The sequence below is a fragment of the Methylobacter tundripaludum SV96 genome (assembly GCF_000190755.2).
In the GTDB taxonomy this organism is placed as follows: Bacteria; Pseudomonadota; Gammaproteobacteria; order Methylococcales; family Methylomonadaceae; genus Methylobacter_A; species Methylobacter_A tundripaludum.
The window spans coordinates 1,647,756-1,666,458 of record NZ_JH109152.1 but is presented as its reverse complement, the minus strand read 5'-3'; the positions used below and the strand labels follow the sequence as shown (position 1 = coordinate 1,666,458).

At 59.1% G+C, this 18,703-nt stretch carries 1 protein-coding gene; it reads right to left on the bottom strand.

The window, feature by feature from the left end:
- Window positions 1-9 precede the first annotated feature (9 nt).
- Window positions 10-18,642 carry a cadherin-like domain-containing protein gene (locus METTU_RS07570; RefSeq protein ID WP_006890720.1) on the bottom strand — a complete coding sequence of 6,211 codons (18,633 nt, stop codon included), beginning with the start codon at window positions 18,640-18,642 and terminating at the stop codon, window positions 10-12.
- Between the last annotated feature and the right edge of the window lie 61 nt (window positions 18,643-18,703).

Here is an 18,703-nt window from a genome sequence, read left to right as displayed (position 1 = left end):
AGGGAATGGTTATAATTGTTTTAAGCTGTCCAGCAAGGCTCGGCTTTCCTGCAATCGGCTCAACCTGCCGACCGCATGCACTTGTTCGGTTAGGCCGGGTTTACCTGAGATCGTATCGAAGTTGCTTATGCGGGCCTGCGGTTTGATTATTTTAGGTTTACTATCGGCTTGTCTTAATGGGCTAGTCTGGGTGCTGTCTTCCTTATTAACCCCGATAGTGAAGTTGGCGCTGACTTCCTTGCCATTGCTGTCTTTCACGATGACTAGCACCGTCTCAGTCTTTGAACCTACGGGGGGAACGCCGGAAAAGGTCTTGGTGTTGGGATCGAAATGGATCCAGGAGGGTAAAGCACCACCGGAGGGGGAGGTCGCCTTAAAACTCAGGTGTTCGTTCGGATTGGTATGGGTGAATACTCCGTTTGGAATTCTGAATGAAAATTCTTTGTTTTCCAGTACCAATTGGTTTTTTAAAGAGCCGGTCAACTCCAGTTCATAATGGATCGAATCTCCTGTCTTTGTGGACTGTCTGCCTTCCGACGGTGACTTGTCTTCGCCATCAGTGACAGTGGCTCCTGAATTTTGTGAATTGGAGCTGCCGGTCGAGGTAAAAGTGGGATTGGCCGTACTGCTGTCTTGAACCGTATCGGAAGCTGAAGATGAAGACGGGCTATTGGCTAGCTGGATTACCGAACCTTCAGGCGCATTGGGCGCCTTACCGGTACCGGTAACGCTAATGACCAAGGTGGTGAACGAGATGCCTCCGTTACCGTCGGAAATCGCATAGCTAAAAGTATCGGTAACGATAGCGCTGACATCGACCGCATTAGCCTGGTAGGTATAACTGCCGTCGGCGGCCAGAGTCAGCGTACCATATGTGCCACGCACGGCCGATCCGACATTGGAAGTACCCACGGCGGCAGCGTTAGCGGCAGTGCCGGATTTAACGCCGATGACGGTTAGGGTATCGCCATCCGCATCGGTATCGGTGCCGGTTGGCGCGCCGCCGCTTCGGATGACGCCATTGGCGGCATTAACCGTCAGCGTCGAGCTTTCATTAACCGCGTTGGTATCAGGATTAGCCACAGGAGCCGGGTTAGTGACGGTGAAGCTGAATGTTTGGCTAACAGGCACGCCTTGGCTGTCAGTGACGGTGACAACCACGGTATGCACCCCGTCCACTCCACCTTGGCTGGCATCATGGGCCAAGGTCCCGCTAATCATACCGGTATTTGCATCGATTGACAGGCCCGCAGGCAAGCCGCTAGCCGAATAAGTGAAGATGTTGTTGCTATCGGGATCGGCAAACCCACCGGCCGTAGTTAAGCTAACCATAGTGCTGTCCGCCTGCGTAACCGGAGGCAACAGGCCGACAGTGGTTGGCGCGTCGTTGGTGCCGGTAACGGTAATAACCAACGTGGTAAATGCAGTACCGCCGTTACCGTCGGAAATGGCGTAACTAAAGGTGTCGGTGGCGGTCACGCCCAAACCCAAGCGATCAGTGACAGCCTGGTCGGCAGCATAAACGTAGCTGCCGTTGGCGGCCAGCGTCAGTGTACCGTAAGTACCGGTAAGCGTGCCGGCGATATTGGCGGTGCCGACTGCTGCAACGTCGGCGACAATTCCTGTTTTAACACCGATGACGGTTAGTGTATCGCTTTCAACATCGGTGTCGACACCGGTCAATACAGTGCCGCTCTGAATGACGCCATTGGCTGTAATAACCGTGAGTATGGCGTTTTCATTGACGGTATTAGTATCCGGTTTTGCCACCGGAGCATCATTTATGCCGTTAATAGTGATAACGAGGTTGGTGCTGCTGGTGTCGCCGTCTGCGTCGGTAATGGTGTAGGTAAAGGTTTCGGTCAGGGTTTGGCCGTTCTTTAATGCATTGACCGTGACGTTGGCATTGTCCAGAGAGTAGCTGTAGCTGCCGTCGGCATTCAGTGTCAGGCTGCCGTAGGCGCTGTTGAACACGGTTCCGACAGTCTTGGCGTTGCCGCCGAAACTCACTGCCGTTACCGGTGTCGCCGTGTTATCCGCGCCGATCCGGTCGGCGACATCGCCTGCCGTAGCGCCGGTCGCGCCAAACACATTGCCGGTAGTCGCGGTCGCTGCCAAGGTCGTGCCTTCGTTGACACTGTTGGCGTCGGCATTGGCTGTAGGAACGTCATCAACGATTCTGACGGTCAGCGTACCGTTAGCGCTGCCGCCGCCCGCATCGGCGATGGTCAGGGCGATGGCGTCGCTGTTCCCGGTCGCCGCCGGCGTGGTTTGTACTTGGGACAGCGTGTAACTGTATGCCAGTGTGCCGCCGGTCGAGACGCCGCCTACATTCGAGGTTGACGTGTAGCCGGTCAGCGTGATCGCGCCTTTCGGCGTATTGATAACGACCGGTGTGCTGCCCAGCGCATTCAATTGCGCCAATGTGACTGTAGTGCCGCCGACATTGATGCTGGTCAATCCGTCCGCTGCCGACAAGGTGATCGAGCCGGTATGGGTTTCAGTCGTGTCGCCGACGCTGGTCAGGCCGGATTCATTGACCGTCACTTGACCTGTGGCTGCGCCGTTGCCGTCCACTGGAACGATTGATGGTGCGCCGTCGGTGACGCCGTTGATAGTGATAACGAGGGTAGTGCTGCCTGTGTCGCCGTCTGCGTCGGTAATGGTGTAGGTAAAGGTTTCGGTCAGGGTTTGGCCGTTCCTTAATGCATTGACCGTAACGTTGGCATTGTCGAGTGCATAGCTGTAGCTGCCGTCGGCATTCAGTATCAGGCTGCCGTAGGTGCTGTTGAACACGGTTCCGACAGTCTTGGCGTTGCCGCCGAAACTCACTGCCGTTACCGGTGTCGCCGTGTTATCCGCGCCGATCCGGTCGGCGACATCGCCGGCCGTAGCGCCGGTTGCGCCAAACACATTGCCGGTAGTCGTGGTCGCGGCCAAGGTCGTGCCTTCGTTGACACTGTTGGCGTCGGCATTGGCTGTAGGAACGTCATCAACGATTCTGACGGTCAGCGTACCGTTAGCGCTGCCGCCGCCCGCATCGGTGATGGTCAGGGCAATTGCGTCGCTGTTCCCGGTCGCCGCCGGTGTGGTTTGTACTTGGGACAGCGTGTAGCGGTATGCCAGTGTGCCGCCGGTCGAGACGCCGCCTACATTCGAGGTTGAAGTGTAGCCGGTCAGTGTGATCGCGCCTTTCGACGTATTGATAACGACCGGTGTGCTGCCCAGCGCATTCAATTGCGCCAATGTGACTGTAGTGCCGCCGACATTGATGCTGGTCAATCCGTCCGCTGCCGACAAGGTGACCGAGCCAGTGTTGGTTTCAGTCGTGTCGCCGATGCCGGTCAGGCCGGATTCATTGACCGTCACTTGACCTATGGCTGCGCCGTTACCGTCCACTGGAACGATTGATGGTGCGCCGTCTGAGTTACCGGAAATAGTGATGGTTATCTGTGCGGTATCGGTGCCGCTGTGTCCGTCGCTGAGGGTGTAGGTAAAGGTTTCGGTCAGGGTTTGGCCGTTCCTTAATGCATTGACCGTGACGTTGGCATTGTCGAGTGCATAGCTGTAGCTGCCGTCGGCGCCGAGCGTGATGGAACCGTAGCTGCCCGCGAGCAGCGTACCGTTGGCGCTGGTCGTGCCGCTGGTGACGGCCGTAGTGCTTCCTCCGGCTCCTTCGGCGCCGGTGCGCAATGCGGTAATGGTTAGCGTGTCGTTTTCGGGGTCGCTGTCTGCGCTGGTATTTGGAGAACCGATCCCGGTGATGACATTGCCTGTCGTAGTGTTTGGCATTGCATCTTCGGTAATGGCGTTGGTGTCGTCCACTGCCAGCGGTATGTCGTTTTGGGCGGTGATGCCGACCGTGATGGTGGCGTCACCGGTCAGGCTGCCGCCGCTGCCTTGGGCGGCGGCCTGATTGTCATCGTTGAAGCGATAGCGCAATGTGACGTTGGCGGGCGGTGTATCAGAATTGAGCGCATAGGTTACTGCGCTGACCACTGTGTTTACCTGGGCGCTGGTTGCCGCTGAGCGGAAAGTAATGAGCAGTTGGCCGCCGCTATTGCTGGTGATGTCGGCCATCGCGGTGCCGCTGACGGAAATCACAGTTCCGGCAATGCTGACGGTGCCGGTTGTGTCCAGGCCGAAAATATCCTGGGCGTTGGCCGAGAAACTGCCGCTGCCGTTGTCGCGGGCAATGGTCAGTGTCGTACCGCTAAAATTGTCGACAGCTTGGGTGACGATTTCGATGTCGCCGATAGTAACGCTGGAATCGAGAATGATCGGGGTGCCGATGACTGTACGGTTACCGGCGGTATCGATACCTTCGACAAAGGTCGGCGTGGCGTTTAGGCCGCTAACGGTCGGTGCATCGTTCAATGCATTAACGGTGATGCCTAGTGTCCCTGTGCCGCTTGACCAAGCGCCGGTGCCGCCGACTGCGGCGTTGATGTTTTGTATTCCGGTCGCGCTGTTCCAGGACCCGTCGGCTACGCGCAGTGTTAATACGCCAGGCGTACCGTTATAGTCGGTTGCCGGAACGAAGCGGATCTGGTGATTGGTATTGCCAAGGTCGAGCACGACTGCGGTGGTGTTGCCGATTGTAGTCGATATAGTATTCCAACTGCTGCCGTCGGTCGTATATTGCCAGACGCCTTGGCCCGCTGTCGCCGCATTGCCGACAATGGCCAGCGCCGTCCGCGCCGTGGCGGTAGAGTTGCCGCCGTTGCCGGTCTGGTCGTCAGCGGCGTCGCCATAGGTCAATGCGCCTGCGATGGTTGCAGCGGTGGCGGATGACGTTGTGTCTTCATTGGTGGCAGCCAGCGTGGTGCTGCCGCTGAGTGTAGGAGCGTCGTTGATAGGGGTGATTGTTAGATCAACGCTATCCGTCGCTGTAGAAAAAGCGGTCGTGCCGCCGGTGCTGGAACCTGCATTGCTCAGGCCTGCTGTGCTCCCGTTACTGCCGCTGGTAGTATCCCAAGCGCGGATAGTAAGCGCTCCGGTGATGCTGCCGTGCCAGTCACCTGTCGGCTTGAAATAGATGCGGGTGTTGGCGTCGGCGGCCAGCAGCAGTGCGCTGTTGCCGGTGGCGGTAAACGCTGTCCAGCTTGGCGCGGCGGTAGTGCTGTAATACCAAGTGCCATGCGTGCTGTCGGTGGCCGTGATGGCGATGCCCTTGGGATTGCCGGCGTCGAGATCGGCAATGTTGCTGCCGCCGGCGAGCGCGGAAACCAGGGTGCCGGCCGTGCCGCTGCCTGGAATGCCGTCGTCTTCAGCCTGGGTGACGGTGAGCGCCGTATCACTCAGCACCGGTGCGTCGTTGGTGCCGTTGATGGTGATGGTCAGCGTGGTGGTGGAGGTGCCGCCTCTGCCGTCGCTGATCGTATAGGAGAACGTGTCGGTTTTGGTTTCGCCGATTGCAAGGTGCTGGATCGCGGCGTTGGTGTTGTCGACCGCGTAGGTGTAGCTGCCGTCGGCGGCGATATTGACCGATCCATAGCTGCCGTTGACGGCGGTGTTCACGCTGCCGGTCAATGGTCCGCTCTGCGTACCTGCCTGCACTCCCTGCACGGTCAGTGTGTCCCCGTCCTGGTCGGTGTCCAGGACGTTGCCGCCGGCTGTGCCGGCCGGCGTCACGTCTCCCGATACGGTGGTGGCGTCCGAGGTCAAGACGCCTTCGCTGACCGAACCGGTATCCGCATTCGCGATCGGGCGCCTATTGATGTTTACGACAATGTCCTGCGTTGCGGTCTTCAGGCCGCCGCTGCCCTGTTTTTGAGCTCCGGTTGCCGTCCCCGCCGTGCCGCCGCCCGTGGTGTCGGTGTTCTGGTCGTCGATGCCGACGCGCAGGATAACGCTGTTGTAGCCAAGGCTGCCCGCCGTCGTAATTGCGTTGGCGTAGGTGATGCCTTGCAGCGCTTTGTTGACAAGGGCGGTGGTAGCCGTTGCGCCGAAAGTCATGGTCAGGGTGCCGCCGCTATTGGTATAGGTTCCAACGGTAGTGCCATCGACCTGAATATTGCCGGCATTCAGGTACAGCCCGGACGAGCTGGTGCCGGAAGCGCCGAGAACGTCATCGGTGCTGGCGCCGGTTGACCGTGCGATGGTGAGTTTTGCTCCGGCCCAGTTGTCGCGGACGGCCAGTTCGTAATCGCCGAGTGTTGCATTGCTGTCGATGATGACAGCCGCGCCGCCCTGTACATAGGTATTGGCCGAAGTTGCGTCCAGCTCGGAAATGATGGGTGCATCATTGACCGGATACAGTGTTACGGTGCTGGTCGTGGTGCCGGTTGCGCCGCTGCCGCCGATATTATTCGAGTTGGCATCGGTAACCGACCAAGTGAGGGTGCGCGTACCGGTCAGGTTGTTGCCGGCCGGGTCTTCATTGCTGTTGCTGAAAGTGACCGTGCGCAGGGCGGCCTGGTAATTGGCCAGTGTATCGGTGCCGCTGAGGGTCAGTGTGCCTGTGCTGGAATCGTAACCGGTCACGGTGATGTTAGTGCCGCCGATCGTGTTGCCTAAAACCGTACCCGCTACCGCCAGGCTATCGTAAGCCGTTTGCAGGTTGGCGCTGATTTGCACGGTCGCTCCGGTGGCCTGGGTATCGTCCGCGTCGGTGAGCGTCAGTGCTGGGGAAAGTGTCACTGCGCTGCCGCCTTCGGTGAAGATCGCGTTGCTTGCCCCGATCACTGGCGCGTCGGCCGTCGGGGTGACGGTGATGGTGCCGCTCAGTGTCGCCGTCAGCGCCCCGGGAACATCGGCGGCCGCATCGTGGGTATTGGCGCCATCGTTAAGGGTGATAGTGAAATTGCGCGTGGGAGCCGCACCGTAATGGGTCGGGTTATCGTTGGCGGTGTTGCTGTAACGTAATTGGGCGAGCAGGGCTTGCACCGCCGCCGGGGCGGCGGTGGAGTTGAAGGTAATGACCAGATCGTTGCCGTTGCCGCCGCTGGTGCCGGCGAAACTGACATTGCCAAAGCTGACAGTGTTGCCGGAAACGCTGATATGCCCCGCCGCCGTGCTGTCGTTGAGGACGCTTAACGTATCGCCGGTCTGGTAGCCGGATAACGAGACCGTCAGCGATCCGCCGTTGAAATTGGTGGGGCTGTCAGGGTCGGAAACCAGGATCGTGCTGCCGACCGTGCCGTTGACCAACTGTAGCCCAGTCGCGCTTCGCTCCGTGTAGGTGCCGCCGAGCGAGGCTGCGCTCATTACAGGCGCGTCATTATCCCGGATGATGGTCACGCCGAGGGTGGCGCCGAGGACGCTGCCGCCCGCGCTGCCGTCATTGACCGTATAGGTCAACGTACGCGTGGTGGCCGGCGCATCGGAGGTGTTCCTGAACGTCAGGTTCTCGATGATGCGCTGGGCAATGGCGGGCGTGGCGCTGCTGTTGAGCGTGACCACAAAGTTGCCTGCCGTGCCGCCGGTCGCGGTACCCACCGTGACCCAACTGCTGCCGTCATGGTACTGGACATTGCCGCCGTTCACGCCGGTCCACTGGACGTTGCCCAGTGTTGCCGAGGGCGCTGACGGTAGCGAAACGATGTCCGCCGCTGCAAGACCGCTGATGGTGATGGTGCCGTTGTTGTAGTTGGCGCCGTCCAGTTCAGTCAGCGTAACGCTTTGGTCGAGCCAGTCCGCGCCGGCCTGAAGGGCATTTTCATGGAACGAAACCGAGGAACTCAGATTGGTAAGGCGCGGCTGGTCGTTGGCCGGAACGACGGTAAGGGTCGTCCTGGGCAGATTGCTGTCGAGTTTGGTGGCGGCGTTTCCTGCATCGTCGACCCCGGCATCCGTTACTTGGACGTCGAAAGTGCGGGCTCCGGCCGTTGGGGTGTCGGTCAGGGTGTCGTAGGTGATTCCCCGTAACAACGTCTGGAAATTGGCGACAGAATCGATAGCGGCGCCATTCTTGGTGATCGTGAAGATCCCGCCGGCATAGGCTATGTCGAAATGGCTGGTGGAGTTTGTCACCGTCCGGTCGGTTGCCAATTGGAACTGGGTACCGTCAATGTTCAGGACTTCGTTGTTGCCGTCCAGCAGGCCGCCCACCGTTATCACCATCTGGGTCAGATTGGCGTTGTCCACGTCGCTCAGCAGGGTTCCGCTGGCGGCGGCTATATATGCCGGCGTGTTGGCGGTATTGGCGCCTTCGGTAAAGGTCACGGTGTTGTCATTGCCCGCCGAGCCTCCATTCAAGTCGACTATCGGCGCGTCATTGGTAGGCGAAATGGTCAGGACGCCGTCGATATTTGCCGACGATTTGGCCGGTCCGCCGGCATTGCCGCCCGCCTGGACGTTGTTGCCGTCATTGACAACGATGCGGTAATGGCGGTCCGTATTGGTCTGACTGACTGTCGGGTTATCTCCGGTATTCTTGTAAGCGATGTTTTCGAGAATAGTCTTCACTTCCGCCAGTGTCGTACCGTTGGCCAGCGTAATCGTCAGGTCGCCGGCCGTACCGCCGGAAGTCGTGACGCCGCTGGGCAGGGTGCCGGCCACGAAAAGCACGTCGCCGGTAACGTAGTCGCTGGCGGTGTAGCCGGAATTATGCAGACTGACCGTAATGGTGCCGTGTCCGAAGATCGTGCTGGTAAGGTTGGCATTGGTTGCTAGGTCAACATCCGCAACCGTAACGCCTGAATTTAGCAGCAGAACCGGGTCGATACTGAGGCCGCTGGCAGTGGAACTGTTCTCGTTGAGATTCGGGTTGGTAGCCGTAGCCGTCACTACCGGCGCGTCATTGATCGGCGTAATCTGTACGTCGATGTTGACGCTGGCAGCGGACACCCGCGCTTCCAGGGTGTCTGCCGTGGTGTCGTAGGTTACAAGCGTGCCGGCGGCTGTCGAGAAGGTTATCGCCGGCGCATTGACGGCGGACGCCCCCACCGGGATGCCGTCTTCAACCGCAAATACGGTCAGCCTGGGCGGAGTGGCGAGTCCGGCGGTATTGGCGTTCGCATCCGGCACAAACTGGACCATGGTGTTTGCGGACAGCAGCAGGGCCTTGGATGCGGAGATGCCGCCGGCTGTGGTACTGAGATCCGACAAGTTGGTCCATGTCGTACCTGAATCGAAGGAAACCTGCCACGAACCGAGGATCTGGGCATTGTTGCTCTTGTCCGAGTAAGCGCTGACGGCTACGCCGGCAAGATTGCCGCCGCCGTCAGGATCGGTAAAATTGGCGCCGCCAAGCAGCGAGCCAAGCGTGCTTTGCACTAGCGGCAACGGTGTGACATCCTCATTGTCTGAAATCGTGGCACCGGCGGTAAACGACGGCGCGTCGTTGGACGGCGAGAGGGTGATATGCACCGTGGCAGTGGTCGATAATTCGCCGCCTGAGCCCTGGACATTGTTCGCCTGGGTAGCGTTGCCGTCCTTAAAGATGATATCGATATCCTTAGTGCCCGCCGTCAACGCGTCTTTGTTGTTGGAGTAGGCAAGGTTATGCAGGATCGCATCAACCGCAGCTCCCGTGGCGTTGGCGTTAAAGGTGAGTACAAGCGTGCCGGTACTGCTGTTGTTGGTGATGGCGGCGACGCTTACGCCGTTGTAGTTGATCGACGAGCCGCTATTGAACAGCTTCAGACCGGAAGGCGTGGTAAAGCCGCCGCTGATCGAGATGTTGTTGACGCCGGTCTGTATCACGAAGAAATCATTGGAATCGGCGCCAAGGTGATCTCGTACGGTGAGCGTGGCGCCATTGAACGTGGTCTCAGTGCGGGTGATCAGATCGATATCCCCCAGCGAGGCATTGCCGCCGTTGTCGATATAGACCGCGATGCCCGCCACGTTGACGCCGACTGCTTCGACGAAAGCAACGTTGTCGCCGTCCAGGTTGGAAATGATCGGTGCGTCATTGACTTGAGTCACGCTGGTGGTCAGGGATATGGCGTTTGACCAACCATCCGTGATCCCGGTGGCAAGCAGCTTGAGATCTAAAGCATTTGTGCTGGTAACAAAGCTTTTGCCGTCCGACAAACGCACCGTCAGAGCGCCTGGGGTGCCGTTGTAATCGGCGGTGTCCGGGTTGAAGCGGATCATGTTGTTAGCGGCGCTGCCGATAACCAGGGCGGCGGTATCGCTCAAACCGGCGGTTGGGATCTGGGTCCAGCTTGCTCCGCTATCGGTGGAGTACTCCCAATGTCCATGAGTCCCGTCCTCCGCATTACCGGTAATCGCGATGCCGGAAAAAGTGTGAGAGCTGCTGGTGGTGTCAACGTCGCTAAACTTAGCGTTGAACAGGCTGCTGACGGTGGCGCCGGTTGCGGCGGCAAGATTGCCGTAGTTGGGAATGTTGGCGGCCGCCCCCGCATCCTCGTTAACTGCCGTAAGGGTGGCGTTGCCCGTTGCCGTCGGTGCGTCGTTGATCTGCGCGATGTTGGTGATGGTGATGGTCTGAGTCGCGGTCAGCTTGCTGCCGGCAGTCGTCGTTGTGCCGCTGTTGCCGAGGTCGTCGACAGTCACGGTAACGTCTTCCGAGGTGTTCGCGTTGTCGCCGGGCGTGAAGCTCAGTCCGTCAAGCGCGGCGTTAATGTCGGACAGCAGGCCCTTGATGGTCACCGTGTTGGAATTGTCGGCGCCGGCGGTAATGGTTACATTGCCGGTCGAACCTAATGTGATCTTGCCGTGGGTAAGGCCGTTGGCGACGGCTACCGTGACGCTGACTTTGCCCTTATCGGCGCCGCCTTCTCCACCGGCAATGCGCGTGGCTTCAATGTCAGCCACCACGGAGGGAATGGTGCCGGCACTGGAAATGACGATAGGGCTGCTTTCGGTGACGCCGTCGCTGACGGTTTTGTTGCCAGAGATTGTCGGCGCGTCATTGACCGCTGTTACCGTTGCGTTAAGCGTCACGGCGTTGCTGCTGTTGCTGTATTGCGTGGCGCCGCCCGATTTGGCGGCGTCGTCGGAAACGTCGACAAACGAAGCGCTGGCGACTGTCGCGGAATTGTCGATCAGGCGTAGCGTCAGGCTGCCGGGCGTGCCGTTGTAATTCGAAGCATCCGGCAGAAAACGGATTTTGTCTGTCGCTGACAGCACCAGGGCATTAGCCGTGGTAATGCTGCCGTTGTTGGCTATTTGGGTCCAGCTTGCGCCATTATTGGTGGAATACTCCCAATGTCCTTCGCTTGCTACGGATGAGTTGGCGGTGATGGCTATGCCCCCCAAGCTGTTCGAGGCATCGGAATCGCTGTACTTAGCAGTAAACAGGTTGGCGACCGTATCGCCGGCGACGCCGGCGGTGACGTCTTCAGTCGCGGTCAGCGAGGCCGGTGTTATGGAGGCAACGCCGCTTCCGGTCGGCGCGTCATTGACGCCGGTCAGGGTGATGGTCTGGTTGACACTCACGAAAAGGTGACCGCCCGTACCCTGTCCGTTATTGGCGCGGTCAGGATCGGTGTCCCCGTCATCGAGTACCCAAGCCAAGGCGACTGATGCGGTTTGCCCTGCGGCAAGCGACTGGCGGCTGTTGCTGTAGGCGATCTGCTGTAGCACGGATTGTACTTCCGCGGTGGTTACGCCGTCGGCAAAGGTTAATTTTAAGGTGCCGTTGCTGTTGGTGGTAACCGTGCCTTTCGTTACGCCGCCCAAGGTCAGGTTGCCGCCCTGTGTCAGTGTTCCCAGCGTGCCGCTGTTGCTGAACAGGTCTTCGGCATTAGCGCCGCCGCTACGGGAAAGCGTCAGCGTGGCGCTACCCCAGTTGCCGTTCAAGCTATTGAACGCATCCAGGTCGATATCCGCCGGATTCGCCAGCGAAGCAAGCACGATTGCCGCTGCGTCCTCTGTATAGGCGTTGGCCGATATGCCGCTCAAGGTCGGCGCGTCGTTGACCGGCGTTACCGTGATCGCCACGGTTTTTACGTCGAACAGGTTGTCCACGCCGGGCGCTGCCGCCGTTCCTATGGTTACCGTTGCGTCACGATTGACGTCCCCATAATGGCCAAGATCGTCAGTCCTGACCGTTAGCGTATCGCTGCCGATGTAATTGGCATTACCCTGATAGGTCAACGTCCCTAAGGCGGTGTTGAGTGCTCCCAGTGTGCCCGTGACGGCAATGGTGGCGGCGCCGTTTGCGGTGCCGTTAACAAAAGTCAGGCCGGTGGTGGTGCCGAAGGTGAGGACGCCGTGATCGGCGGAGAGCGTTACCAATAGGGGGCCGAAATTGTTATCAATGGCCAGGGCCCGGTTCACGCTGTCCGGGTCGGCGATGCTGATGCCGGTGATGGTAACGGTTTGTTCTTCAGCCACGGTCCGCGCGCCGGGCACGGTGACGACCGGCGCATCGTTGACCGGGATGATGTCGATATTGAAAGTGCCGGGCGGTTCGACCAGATCGGCACTGTCGATACCGTTGCCGCCGCTGCCGTCGGACAGCCTAAAGCTAAAGGAGTCGGTTGTCCCTTCGAGTCCGTCGTGTTTGTAGCTAACCCGGTTGTTGTTGAGGTCATCCTGGGTGAAGGCGCTGCCCACGCCGAGTATCTGCCCATTCAAAAGCAGTTGGCCGTATTGGACGTTGCTGGTGATGCGGAACTGAATCTGGGTATCGGTGTTGTCCGGGTCGGTTCCCATCAGGTCGGCGGCGTGAATGATAGCGGTATCGCCTTCATAAATCGCTTTACCGTTGGCGACGGTCAGGCCGGTATCGTTCAGGATGACCGGATATAGGTTCGCCGGCACCACGTTGAGGCTCACCGTCACAGGAGCGCCGACGCTTAGTTGGCCTGCCGTGAGCACGCCCTTGCTGTCGTCCGGGGTGATTTGGAAGCTGTCGTGGAAGTTATTGGTGCCGTCCTGGATGTAGCGGAAGTAGCCGTTAGTCAGGTCGGTTTTGCCGATCGGCGTGGACGCCATGTTTCCGGCTGTGATCGCGACCCAGGCGGAGCCGTTGTAATACTGAAGCGTGCCGTGGGCCGCCAGCGTGGTGACGCGGAAGCCCAGTTCGGCGTTCGTGGACTGGAACGCCGTAGCGCCGGTCTTGTCGCCGCTGCCGTCAACGTCGGCGAGGGCGATGGCGACATTGCTCCCGGAGTTGAATACATAGGTTGCGCCCAAGCCCAGGGTGCCGGCGCCGCTCACGCCGATGGCGGGGGTATCGTTGACCGGGGTTGCGTCGATGTTGAAGATGGACTTGGCCAGCACATTGCCGCTGCCGTCGGTAAGCGTGAAGTTGAAGCCGGAGATGAAATCTTCGCTGCCGTTGTGGGCGAATTTGACCTTGCCCGCATCAATATCGGCTTGGGTAAAAGTATCGCCAAATCCTAACTTGGTGGCGTTGCCGATGCCGTCGCCCGGCGTGCTGTCCAAATAGAGGTAGCCGTTGCTGGGCAATGTGCTGCCGAGGGTGAATACGCAATCGGCAGTCGGAGCCTGGAGGATGGTATTGGTTATGGCCGCAACGGAACCTTCGTCGAGCACCAATGGCAGATTCTTGTTGAGCGGGTCGTTGACGCCAAGCACATGAACAGTCACCGTGGCGGTGGCTGTTTTGTTTTCCGCATCCGTAAATGTGTAAGTGAAGCTGCCGTCGCCGGCAAAAGCGGTTTCCGGGGTAAATGTTATGGTGCCGTCGCCATTAATCGCCACGATGCCGTGATCGCTGCCCGGAACGGCATTCACGCCGGTAATGGCAAGCGTTCCGGCGCCGTTATCGTTATTCAGCAGCAAGGACGGATAAACCGTTACCGGCGTATTTTGGCTGGTATACAAAACGTCATTGACAGCCGTTGCCGGAGTACCCGCGCCGCCGCCGGTGACGGTAGTGGTGCCGATGCCATAGCCGTCGACGGCCCCGGTCGCGCCGCCTCCGCCGGTGCTGCCGTTGCCGCCGGGCGCACCGGTTTGGGAGGTTATATTGACGGTCACATGAAGCTGTTGAATGGTATTGCCTGAGTAGACCCCGCCCGGCCGGTTCAACTGCACATTATATTCGCCGTCGCGCGCCGTGACATTGAAACCGTCGGTGCCGCTGTTGTTGTAGTAGTTTTGATAAGTCAGCTTGCCGCTGTTTATATCGGCCTGGGTAAAAATGGAACCGGTGCCAAGCGGGGTGCCGTTCAGCAGCAGCCAGCCATAGGTCGGCCTGGATTCGAGGCGATAGGTGATGGTATCGCCTTCCACGTCGGTAGCGGACAGCTGCGACGTGGTCACTGTCGCTGTATAGACGCCCGATCCCAGATCCAGTGAATTGATCGTTGCCATTACCGGATCGTCGTTTACGGCGGTGACGGTAATGCCGAGCGTATTGGCGTTGCCGGATATGGCCGTCGTTCCGCCCCGGTTGGTGACGTCAAGCGTTACGCGCGTTTCTGAGCCATTGCTAACCGAGGTGCCGCCGGTATAGGTGTTGTCGAGCGCGCGGACGGAAAGCGCGCCGGGATCGCCGTTATAGTTGGACACCGGGACAAACCGCACCAGGGTGTCGGGAGACAGGACGAGCGCGCTGGTGGTGTCGTTGACTGAGCCAATGTCCGCCCAGTGAGAGCCGTCCGTTGAATACTGCCATGTTCCCTGTGCGGCCGGATTGGCGGTGTTGCCGCCGACAATGGCGACGCCTTTTATCGTAGCGCCGGTGTCGGCATCGGAGAAGCTGTAGCCCGGAAAGTTTTTTATCGCCATGCCATTATTGGCAGCCGGATCCTCGAAAATACTCGCGCTCAGGTTGCCGATGCCGGTGGGCGCGGTATTGAAGATGCCGATAGCGAGGTCGATGGTGCGCGCGCTCACTACGCCGCCTGCACCGTCTCTCAGCGTGACGCTGAAAGCGTCGCTTGATGTACTGTCGTTGTTATGAGTGTACTTCAGCCCGCTCAGGTTGGCGTAGTTAAAGATCGTGCCGATAGCCACCGCATTGCCGTTATAGGTCAGAATGCCGTGAGTGGGAAGGCTTTCGAGGCGGAAGACCAGTTGTTCATTGGTGTTGTCGGGATCGACCGCCTGGATATTGCCAGTCGAAAACGTCAGCCAACTTCCCTTCTGAACGTTTGCGCTAAGAACGGTAGTATCCGGAGCGGTGTCTCCCGGCGTATAGAGCACCGGGATGTCGTTGACCGGGGAAATCTTGATGGTCAGCGTGCGGTTCGCCGAGGTGCCGCCTTCGGCAACGTTGTACGACAGCGTCTGGTCGGCGGCGTAGGCCGGTTCGCTGCCGTCATGGACGTAGCGCAGATGACCGTTGTCTATATCGTCCTGCGTGAAGGTGGTGCCGTTGCCGACGACAGTCGTCCAGGTTCCGTTATGAGCGCTGTCTAATTGCATTACCCCGTGGCTGAACGTGTTGCCGGTGACCGTATAGACGATTTGGGCGGCGCTTGCCTCAACGTTGGTGATCTTGAGGATGCTGCTGTCGAGCACGGAGGTGCCGCCTTCGTCCACTCTGAGGTAGCTGTCATTCACGTAGACGAAAGGGTCCGCTACCGAGGTAATGCTGGTGCCCAGGCTGTTGCCCGTGGCGTCGATGTCGGTGTTGCCGCTGACATTGACGGTCTGCCTGCTGGCGGTGCTGGTGTATGTCCGGCTGCCGCTGTTGTCGACGGCATGGATGGTCAGGTTACCGGGCGTGCCGTTCCAGTTGGCGGCAGGTACAAAGCGGAGCAAGGCTGTGGCGTCCAGCAGTAGGGCCGAACCCGCACTGACGTCGCCCACGGCCTGCCAGGAGCTGCCGTTGTTGGCGGAATACTGCCAGACGCCTTGGCTGGCGGAGGTGGCGTCGGCGCTAATGGCGATACCGGCCAGGGTATTGCCGTCGACATCGGTGAAATGTCCGCTCATCAGGCTGGAAACGGAAGCGCCGGCAGGATCGAGGGTGTCTTCATTTACCGCAGCCAAGGTGGCGGCGCCGGTGACCGGGGCATCCGCGACCGGGTTGACGGTCACAGTGATGGTTTTGGTATCGGTCTGAGCTCCGCCGCCGGTGTTGCCCAGGTCGTTTGCGACAATGGTAATGGTGTCGGTGGCGGCGGCAGTGGCGTTCGGGTAATTGGCGTCAGGAGTGTAGCGTAGATTTGAACTTCCCAATGCCGTATTGATGTCGTTAATTGTGCCTTGCACGGTAATGCTGTGGCTGTTGTTTGCGCCTGCGGTGACGGTCAGTCCCGTGGTGCTGACGAAATTGATGTTCCCATGGGAGGCGCTGAGGGTAGCCTGGACAACGGCGCTGCCGGCGTCAGGGTCGGAAAGAGAGAGGCCGGACAGGGTCAAGCTGGTATCTTCATTAACGGATTGCGCGGCCGGTATCGTGATGATAGGCGGCTGGTTGACCGAGTTGACGGTAATGCTCACGGTGCTGGCGTTACTATGGAGTCCAGCCGAGTCTATCGCTTCGAAGGTAAAAGAGGTCGAGCCTGTGTAATTGGTGGTCGGGGTGAAGGTCATATTGGTGGCTGCGGCCACTGTAATGATGCTTCCGGCGGACAAGGTGTTACCGCTGCTGTCTTTGAGGATGCCGTTAGCCGAAACGGTATCTATCTTGTACTGGTTTACTGCGGCGTCGGTCGTACTGTTGGTGCCGCCGTCCACGTCCGACGAGGCCAGGGAAAAGGTGAGCGTTGCATTCTTGTTCACCGAGAGAGAAGCATTGGTGGTGGTCGGGGTGTCGTTGACCGCCGTGACGTCGATGGTCATGGTTTTGGCCGATGGATCGGTGTCCGCGCCGCCGTTTAAGGTGCCGCCGTTATCCTGAACCTGGAATGTAAAGTTGCCGTAGCCGGTTCCGTTTGCATTGGCTATCGGCGTATAGACCAGATAGCCTGCATTGATATCCGCCACGCTGACGGATTGGCCGGCCGTCAGCGTCGTGCCGTTATTTTTGAGTGTTCCGTGCAGTGGTGTTGTGGTGATCTTTACTGCGCTCAGTGTGTTCGAGTCTATCGTGTCGGTAAAACCGAAGTCGGCCGCGCTGAAGACTTTTGAACCGTCCTCGGAAATGCTTATGGTTTTGTTGGTTCCCGCCGGGGCATCGTTGACCGGGTTGACGGTAACATTGAAATTAGCGCTGTTGGTTGCGGCAAGGTTCCCGGCAGAGTAGTTGCCGTTATAGACATTAATGGTGACATCGATGTTGGCAGCGCCGTTCCAGTTCGAGGCATCCTGGAATTGCAGCCCGTTCAAAAAGGCGTTAATGGCGGCGAGGCTGCCTTGAGACGCAAGCTGGGTGTCGGAGACGACGCCGTCCACCAAATTTCCGCTGCCTGCCGTGGTGACTGTAACCACCGCTTCAAAATTAGTTTCGGCGCCGGCATAAGTGACATTAAAGCCGGAGAAGGCGTAGCTCGCGTCCTCATTGATCGACAGGGCGGACGGCGTAGTGATGGCGGGACTCACCAGCAAGGCGCTATAGGCCGCCATCGCCTGATCCGTCAACGGCGAGTTGGCCTCAATCGTTCCTGTCTGCTGTTCCAATATCCAGTTGCCGCCCAGCATGGCGTAACCGGTGGGGTCAGTGGATGCCGCCACATCCGCGCCGGTCGCCTGCGCCAAATGGCCGATGAAATTGACGCCGGCATATCCTTGGCCAATGTCGCAGCCATAGAGCAGCAGGTCTCCGCCCGTCGCAAGGGAGGCGCGGATAGCGGCGAGGTCGGCGCTGTGAGATTGCAGGGCGGCATCATTGAGGGCCATGCCACCCAGTTGCAACGCGCCTTGGCTGCCGTGGCTGATGATGTGGATAGCGCTGAGGTCGGTTTTTCCGCTTAATGCCTCGGCTATCTGGTCGAGACCGTCGCGTGCAGGATCGAGGATGATCGCCTGGACTCCCGGGCGCACTCCGGTAGCGAGCAGTTGCAGTTGGCTTATATTGCCCTCGATGAAGACAATCTCGCGCGCAGTCGCGTTGACCGAGGATTCGTCCGTCGTCACTATCGGGGTATCGGTGATGCCGTCGATGGTGATGGTTAGTGTGGCGGAAGATGTGGCATTGGCCGCATCTTTCATCGTGTAAGTAAAGGTTTCGGTCAAGGAATGACCGGCGCCCAGCGCTTTTACGGCGGCATTCGTATTATCCAGTTTGTAGGTGTAGCTGCCGTCGGCATTGAGCGTGAGGTTGCCGTAGGTGCCGGTCATCGGACTACCAACCTCGCCACCGGTGATGGCGGTGACAGTTTTGATGTCGCCGGTGTCGACATCGGTATCATTGCTCAGTACATTGCTGGTAATGCTGACGGCGTCTTCGGCGATACTGTTGGTATCCGCTATGGCGGATGGTGCATCATTTGCACCTGTTACGGTGACTGTCAATGTCGAGGTGAACGGAGTGTTAGCTCCGTTCTTCGTCGTGTAAGTGAAGGTGTCGGTTGCCGTCTGTCCGGCTGCGAGCGCCTGTACTGTTGATGACGCATTGTTCAATGCGTAGTCGTAGCTGCCATTGGCCTGGACCGTCAAGCTGCCGTATGTGCCGGCCACTGCGCCGGCTACATTGCCTGCCAGTGGGCCTGCCGGTGTTCCGTCTGCAACGCCTTGTACCGTCAGTCCCGCACCGGTGTCGTTGGTGAGAACATCGCCAGTGACGTTGGCAATGTCCTCGACAATGCTTGCAGTATCCGCCACTGCTGCATCAAACACCATGCGCGGCTCCAGTACCAGGCGCAATGAACGTGAGGCGCTTTGACGCGCAGCTTTTAGCCAGGGGCGGGAGTGATGTTTCATGGTATGTCTCTCAAGCGGACAAGATAATGATAAGGCATGGAGTAGGTATATGCCTACATAA